The following is a 7,104-nucleotide window of genomic DNA, read 5'->3' on the forward strand; positions in this document are numbered from 1 at the left end:
CGCGGATGCAGCAGCGACGTGCCGTTACGCGGTCGCGCGCCTCGGCGATCGAAGCTCCGGGCGCTTATTCGCGCGGCGGCAGCGCACAGCCGTCCGGGCCGCATGCGGTTGCCGCGTCGCCGCCCGATTCGACGACGCCGTCGCGCCACGCTTGCTCGAGCGCCTGCGCGAACACGTCGGCCGGCTGCGCGCCCGACACCGCATAGCGGCCGCCGAACACGAACAGCGGCACGCCGCGTCCGCCGATCTGCGCGGCGCGCGCGCCGTCGGCTTCGACTTCGTCGCGGTACGCATCGCCGCGCAGTGCCGCTTCGACCGCCGCGCGCTCGAGACCGGCTTCGACCGCGAAATCGGCGAGCGCCGTGTGATCGAACAGCGAGCCGTGCTCGCAGAAGTACGCGCGGTACAGCCGCTCGGTCAGCGCGTGCGCGCGGCCGGTCGCTTCCGCGAGCTTCACGAGCCGGTGCGCGTCGAGCGTATCGCCGACCAGCGTGCCGGGCAGGTCGTAGCGCAGCCCGACGCTCGCGGCGGCGTCCGTCACCTGGCGCAGCATCTGGTCGACCTGCGCGGTCGACATCCGGTATTTGGCGGCGAGCATTGCCTCGACCGGCTCGACGGGCTGACCGGGCATCAGCCGGTACGCGCGCAGCGCGACGTCGACGCGGTCCGCATGCGCGAACGCGGCAAGCGCCTCGTCGAAACGGCGTTTGCCGATCCAGCACCACGGGCAGATCAGGTCGGACCAGATTTCGACGGTCAGCGTCGGGCGGGCGGTCGGAGCGGGAGCGGTCGGCATGGCAACAGGCATTCGAAAAAATGTAACTGAAACTATAGCATTTGCGCGCAGGCGCGAGCGCTCATGCGTCGCCCTGCGTGTCCTTCAGATGTTTCAGATGCTTGTAGACGGTCGCGCGCCCCATGCCGAGCACGTTCGCGACGTAGTTCGCCGCGCTCTTGCCGCGAAACGCGCCTTGCGCATGCAGCGCCTCGACGAGTTCGCGCCGGTGTTCGCGCGTGAGGCCGTTCAGCCCGATCTGCCGCTCGCGCAGCCAGCCGTGCAGGAACGTGTTGATGCGCTCCTGCCAGTCGTCGCGGAACAGTTCATCCGGCTGCGCGACGACGCCCGCGCCCTTGATGAACAGATCGAGCGTCGTGCGCACCTCGTCGAACACCGCGATGTTGAAGTTGATGCACATCATCCCGGCGGGCCGGCCGTCGTCGTCGAACAGGACGTTGCTGACGCAACGCATGCGCCGGCCGTCCCAGTTCAGCTTCTCGTACGGACCGATCACGCGCTCGCGCGCCGAGTGGTCGATTTCCTCGAGCGCGGAATCGTCGCCGACCTCGCGCTTCGACAGGTTGTTCGCCAGATACAGCACGGTCTGGTCGTGCAGATCGTGGATGACCACTTCCGCGTACGGGAAGAACAGCGCTGCGATCCCGTCCGCGATCGGCGCGTAGCGGGTGAGCAGCAGGTCTTTGACGGGGGACGGCTTCTTGCGCATCGGAATCGCGATATCGGGTGAGCGGGACGCAGGCCGCAGGTCCGGCCGATCCGCCGGCGCACCGGCAGTCGTCGTGCCCGTGCGCCCGCGTGCGGCTGTCGCGGTTGCGCCATTGTATCGGCGTCGCGTGCGCACGATGCTCATGCGCGCGTCAGATGCGTATACAGCGCGTAGGCGATCGCGATGTCCTCGAGGCCGAGGCCGATCGACCGGAAGAACGCGTGACGCGTGCGCGACGGCGCCGCGCACGTGCCGGCGACGAGCGCGGGCAGATCGCCGACGATGCGCTCCGGCGTCCAGCCGTGCTCGGCTGCCGCGAGCCGCATCTCGCCGGCACTGGCCGGCGTCGTGTGCCGGTAGTCGCAGTAGACGTCCATGTCGGGCAGCCATGCAGGCGGAATCTCGTGCGCCTGCGCGACGTTGGTGCTGATCGACGTGACGAGCGCCGGCCGCGTCAGCATTCCGTCGCCGAGCACCGGCGTGCCCGACGACGTGCAGAGCATCACGACATCGGCGTCGCGCACGCACGCGGCGATGTCGGCTGCCGGCCGTGCGCGCGGATCGGTGCCGGCGACGGCGGCCTGCAGCGCGCGATCGTCGGCGAGCGTCGGCGAGTACACCGAGATCGTGTCCCACTCGCGCAGCGCTGCCGCATGCCGCAGATGCGCGAGGCCGACCGCGCCGGCGCCGACGATCGCGAGACGGCGCGCGTCGCGCGGCGCCAGGCAGTCGACCGCGAGCGCCGTCGTGCCGGCCGTGCGTTCGACCGTCAGCTGTCCGGCGTCGCACCACATCAGCGGCTGGCCCGTGCGCATCGACATCAGCGCGGTCCAGGCGGTGACGACCGGTTTGCCGTCCGGCCCGCCGCCGACGATGTACGGCGACAGCTTCGCGCCGAACACCTGTTCGTCGGCGAGCGCGCCGAGGTACGTGATGAAGTCGCCGGCCTGCTCGGGGAACAGCGTGAGCGTTTGCGGCGGCTGCACGGCGCGTGCGGACGCGAGCGACGCGAACATGCGGCGCAGCGTGCCGAGCACGTCGAGCGACGGCAGCGCCGCGCGGACCATCGCGTCGTCGACGGTCAGCGGCAGGGTCGGGGCGGTCGGGTTCATCGGACATCTCCGGTCGGGGCCGGACAGGACAGTCTCGCAATGCGATGTCCGGCTGGGTTCGTTGTGGACGAAAAGTCTAATATAGACAATGTGGATGTGGCGAGCGTTTCTTTTTCTACGCTTCCGGAATCGTTGCCTGTTGGAATAGCAGTGAAGAATCAAGGAGATAAGGGTCGTATGCGGCGTCCGATACGCGGCGCGGCGGCCTCGCATTATCGTATCCCCTATAGTCTATAGTAGACTTTGAGTCTATATTTCGAATGCCCGGCAGCGTGTCCGCACACGCGGGCCCGCCGCACCGGCCGCCGCTTCGTCGCCCTGCGCGATCGCGTCGCGCGTCCGATTTTCATCGCTGAACCCTGAAGGACCCGTCATGAACTGGAAGCTTTCCCTTTGCGCCGCCGCGGCGCTCGCCTGCGCGGCCGTCACCGTCCACGCGGAACCGACCACGTTGCGTTTCGGGATCGAAGCCGCCTATCCGCCGTTCGAGAGCAAGACGCCGGCCGGCCAGTTGCAGGGCTTCGACGTCGACATCGGCAACGCCGTGTGCGCGAAGCTGAACATGAAGTGCGTGTGGGTCGAGAACGCGTTCGACGGCCTGATTCCCGCGCTGCAGGCGCGCAAGTTCGACGTGATCAATTCGGCGATGAACATCACAGCGAAGCGCAAGCAGAGCATCGATTTCACGCCGCCGATCTACGTGGTGCCGATCGTGATGATCGCGAAGCGCGGCTCGCCGTTGCGGCCCGAGGTCGCGAGCGTGCGCGGCAAGCACGTCGGCGTGCTGCAGGGCTCGTCGCAGGAAGATTTCCTGAAGGCGCACTGGGCCAATGCGGGCGTGTCCGTCGTGTCGTATCAGGATCAGGACCAGATCTATGCGGATCTCGTCGCCGGGCGGCTCGACGCCGCCGTGCAGGAAGCGCAGACCGCGCAGGAGGGCTTCCTCGACAAGCCGGCCGGCCGCGACTACCAGATCGTCGGCGAGCCGCTCAAGGATCCGGCGACGCTCGGCGAAGGCACGGGCTTCGGGCTGCGCAAGGGCGACAAGGCGCTGCAGGCGAAGGTCGTCGGCGCGCTCGATGCGCTGAAGAAGGACGGCACGTTGAGCGCGCTGTCGCAGAAGTACTTCAAGCGCGACATCATCGCGAAGTAAGCGCGGGCGTGCGCCGGCCGCGGTGCCGGCGCGTGCTGCATCGACCTTCTACGCTGGACGGGCAAGCATGGATTTCGACGTGATCGTTCTGGGGGCCGGCATCGTCGGCGTGTCGTCGGCGCTGCACCTGCAGGATCGCGGGCTGCGCGTCGCGCTCGTCGACCGGCGCGATCCCGGCGAGGAAACGAGCCACGGCAACGCGGGGCTCATCGAGCGTTCGTCGGTCGTGCCGTATGCGTTTCCGCGCCGGCTCGGCACGTTGCTGCGCTATGCGCGCAACCGTTCGGTCGATCTCTACTGGGACTACCGTGCGCTGCCCGCGTATGCGGGCTGGCTCGCGCGATTCTGGCGCGAGTCGTCGCCGAAACGCCTCGCGGCGGCCGCGCGCGACATGTTGCCGCTCGTCGCGGCGAGCGTCGTCGAGCACGATGTACTGCTTGCGCGCACCGACGCGCAGCCGCTCGTACACGACGGCGGATGGATCGAGGCGTTTCGCTCGCCCGCCCTGTTCGATGCAGAGGCGCGCGCGCAGCAGCGCGTCGCTCATGCGCACGGCTTGCGGATGACGGTGCTGGATGCGCGCGCGTTGCGCGCACGCGAGCCCGGCATCGGCGAGGCGTTCTGCGGCGCGTTCCACTGGCAGGATCCGAAGACGGTGTCGAGCCCCGGCGGGCTCACGAAGGCGTACGCGCGATTGTTCGAGCGCGACGGCGGCACGTTCGTGCACGGCGACGCGGCGACGCTCGCGCAGATACGTGACGGTTGGCAGGTCGCCACGGCGCACGGGGCGATGTCGGCGCGCTCCGTCGTCGTCGCGCTCGGGCCGTGGTCCGAGCGCGTGTTCGGGCCGCTCGGCTACCGGATTCCGCTGCGCGCGAAGCGCGGCTATCACATGCATTACCGGCCGACGCGCGCGCCGCTGCGCGTGCCCGTGTGCGACACCGAACAAGGGTTCGTCGTCGCGCCGATGGACGGCGGCCGCCTGCGGCTGACGACCGGTGTCGAGATCGCGCTACCCGACGCGCCGCCGACCGGCGTGCAGCTCGCGCGCGCGGAGCCGCTTGCGCGCGAGGCATTCGGTCTCGGCGAACGGCTCGATGCCGAACCGTGGCTCGGGCTGCGGCCGTGCACGCCGGACATGCGGCCGGTGATCGGGCCGGCGCCGCGGCATCGCGGGCTGTGGTTCGCGTTCGGCCACTGCCACCACGGGCTGACGCTCGGGCCCGCGACCGGGCGTCTGCTCGCGGAGATGATGACCGGCACGCCGACCTACATCGATCCGCGTCCGTATCGGCCCGAGCGATTCGGTTGAGTTTTCGGCGATGCGCACATGCGTGCGTATTTGCCGTTAACAATTGACGCCGGTGAATCGACGCAAAATCTCGGCGTTAACAATTTTTCGTTTTGCTATCCGAATCGAGTTGAAACGACGATTCGCTGATGAACCCCGTAAGGCGTCGGAAAGATATCGCGAAATCATAAAACCAGTAAATTCGCGATTTATCCGTGCATTTTCATATTCGTGAAAAGGAATATCTATAGCGATCCGATTGGGCGTCCGCGACGCTGTCGAAACGATCGTTCGCAAATGTACCGGAACACGTTACCTTGGGGCTCGCAAACGTTACGTTACGTTTCTGCGCGGCGCCGTTTTCTCGTATGAATATTGACCCGTCGTATTTCGTTATTTCTTAATGGAGTCGGGCTTTTCTCGGTTATTGCATCGCAATAAATCGTGAAATTCCGCGTGAATTTCGCGATGGCACACTTCATGCAACCTGTCCCCGTGCTTTATCAATGAAGTGCCAACCGAGATGAGGTCACGATGGGAAATAACTTTAAATTGACGGGTGGGGCGCTGGCCGTAGCGGCCGCGTTCGGGGTGCTGGCTTCGGGGTCGGCGGTTGCCGCGGCCGGTTCGCTCGATGGACTCTCGATTCCGCAGGTGATCGTCAATCCGCCGTCGCAAGGCGTATCGGCGAGCCTCACGGCGACGGGCACGACGCCGCTGGGCTCGGTTAACGTGACCGCATCCGGGTCCGGCTCGATCAGCACGTCGATCGGCAATCCGGGCAGCGTGCTGAACGGTGTCGCACATACGGTGACCGGTCTGCTCGGCGGCGCCGGCGGCGGCACGGTCGATCCGCTCGGCCAGGTGCAGGGCGCGGTCGGGCAGGTGGTTGGCGCGCTCGGCGGCGGAAACGCGGGCGGTGCGGTTGGCGGCGCGGTGAGCGGTGCAGTGGGCGGTGCCGTCGGCGCCGTCACGGGCGCACTGGGTGGTGCGAACAACCCGGCTGGCGCGCTGACCGGTGCGCTCAATACGGCAAGCGGCGCGTTGAGCGGTGCGATCGGGACGGCGACGGGCGCGCTCGGCGGAAGCGATCCGACGGGTGCGTTGAATGGCGTGGTCGGTACGGTCACCGGCGCCCTGGGTGGCGCGAACAATCCGACCGGTGCGCTGAACGGTGTGGTGGGCACGGTGACGGGTGCGTTGGGCGGCAACGGTCCGACGGGCGCGTTGAATGGCGTGGTCGGTACGGTCACGGGCGCGCTGGGTGGCGCGAACAATCCGACCGGTGCGCTGAACGGTGTGGTGAGCACGGTGACGGGTGCGCTGGGCGGTAACGATCCGACGGGCGCGCTGAATGGCGTGGTCGGTACGGTCACGGGTGCGCTTGGTGGTGCGAACAATCCGACGGGTGCATTGAATGGTGTGGTCGGTACGGTTACCGGCGCCCTTGGCGGCGCGAACAATCCGACCGGTGCACTGAACGGTGTGGTGAGCGCGGTGACGGGTGCGCTGGGCGGTAACGATCCGACGGGCGCATTGAACGGTGTGGTGGGTACGGTCACGGGTGCGCTGGGTGGCGCGAACAATCCGACCGGTGCACTGAACGGCGTGGTCAGCACGGTGACGGGCGCATTGGGCGGCAACAACCCGACTGGCGCACTGAACGGTGTCGTGAACACCGCAACCAATACAGTCAACACGATCGTCGCGGCGCACGGCGCGCTGGATCAAGCGGTGCTCGATCTGGCGAGCAATGGGCTGAATGGTGCGGTCGGCACGGTCACCGGCGCGCTGGGCGGCAACAACCCGACGGGCGCGCTGAACGGCGTGATCGGTACGGTCACCGGCGCCCTGGGTGGCGCGAACAATCCGACCGGTGCGCTGAACGGCGTGGTCAGCACGGTGACGGGCGCGCTGGGCGGTAACGATCCGGCGGGCGCATTGAATGGCGTGGTCGGTACGGTCACGGGCGCCCTGGGTGGCGCGAACAATCCGACCGGTGCGCTGAACGGCGTGGTCAGCACGGTGACGGGCGCGCTGGGC

Annotated in this window: 6 protein-coding genes; 3 read left to right on the plus strand and 3 right to left on the minus strand. The window is 67.8% G+C overall.

The features are described 5' to 3' along the window. Window positions 1–64: 64 nt before the first annotated feature. The 3 genes from ACSHSS_RS21985 to ACSHSS_RS21995 form a co-directional block, all read right to left on the minus strand. Window positions 65–796 carry a DsbA family oxidoreductase gene (locus ACSHSS_RS21985; RefSeq protein ID WP_445545546.1) on the minus strand — a complete coding sequence of 244 codons (732 nt, stop codon included), beginning with the start codon at window positions 794–796 and terminating at the stop codon, window positions 65–67. A 61-nt stretch (window positions 797–857) separates the two neighbouring features. After that, complete coding sequence (locus ACSHSS_RS21990; RefSeq protein WP_445545547.1) at window positions 858–1,649, minus strand: helix-turn-helix transcriptional regulator; 792 nt, start codon at window positions 1,647–1,649, stop codon at window positions 858–860. Further along, window positions 1,646–2,617 (minus strand): ornithine cyclodeaminase family protein, encoded by a 972-nt coding sequence (locus tag ACSHSS_RS21995; RefSeq protein ID WP_105799438.1) that lies wholly within the window; start codon window positions 2,615–2,617, stop codon window positions 1,646–1,648. Before ACSHSS_RS21995 ends, ACSHSS_RS21990 begins: the two co-directional genes overlap by 4 nt. 373 nt (window positions 2,618–2,990) lie before the next feature. Between ACSHSS_RS21995 and ACSHSS_RS22000 the strand changes: the two genes are divergently transcribed. The 3 genes from ACSHSS_RS22000 to ACSHSS_RS22010 form a co-directional block, all read left to right on the plus strand. After that, window positions 2,991–3,770, plus strand: coding sequence for an ABC transporter substrate-binding protein (locus tag ACSHSS_RS22000; protein ID WP_065494207.1), 780 nt, complete (start codon window positions 2,991–2,993; stop codon window positions 3,768–3,770). A 67-nt stretch (window positions 3,771–3,837) separates the two neighbouring features. Next, window positions 3,838–5,082 carry an NAD(P)/FAD-dependent oxidoreductase gene (locus tag ACSHSS_RS22005; protein WP_445545548.1) on the plus strand — a complete coding sequence of 415 codons (1,245 nt, stop codon included), beginning with the start codon at window positions 3,838–3,840 and terminating at the stop codon, window positions 5,080–5,082. A gap of 513 nt (window positions 5,083–5,595) precedes the next feature. Next, a partial coding sequence (locus ACSHSS_RS22010; RefSeq protein ID WP_445545549.1) for a beta strand repeat-containing protein occupies window positions 5,596–7,104 on the plus strand: 1,509 nt, incomplete at its 3' end.

This window comes from Burkholderia sp. BC1, assembly GCF_052683555.1.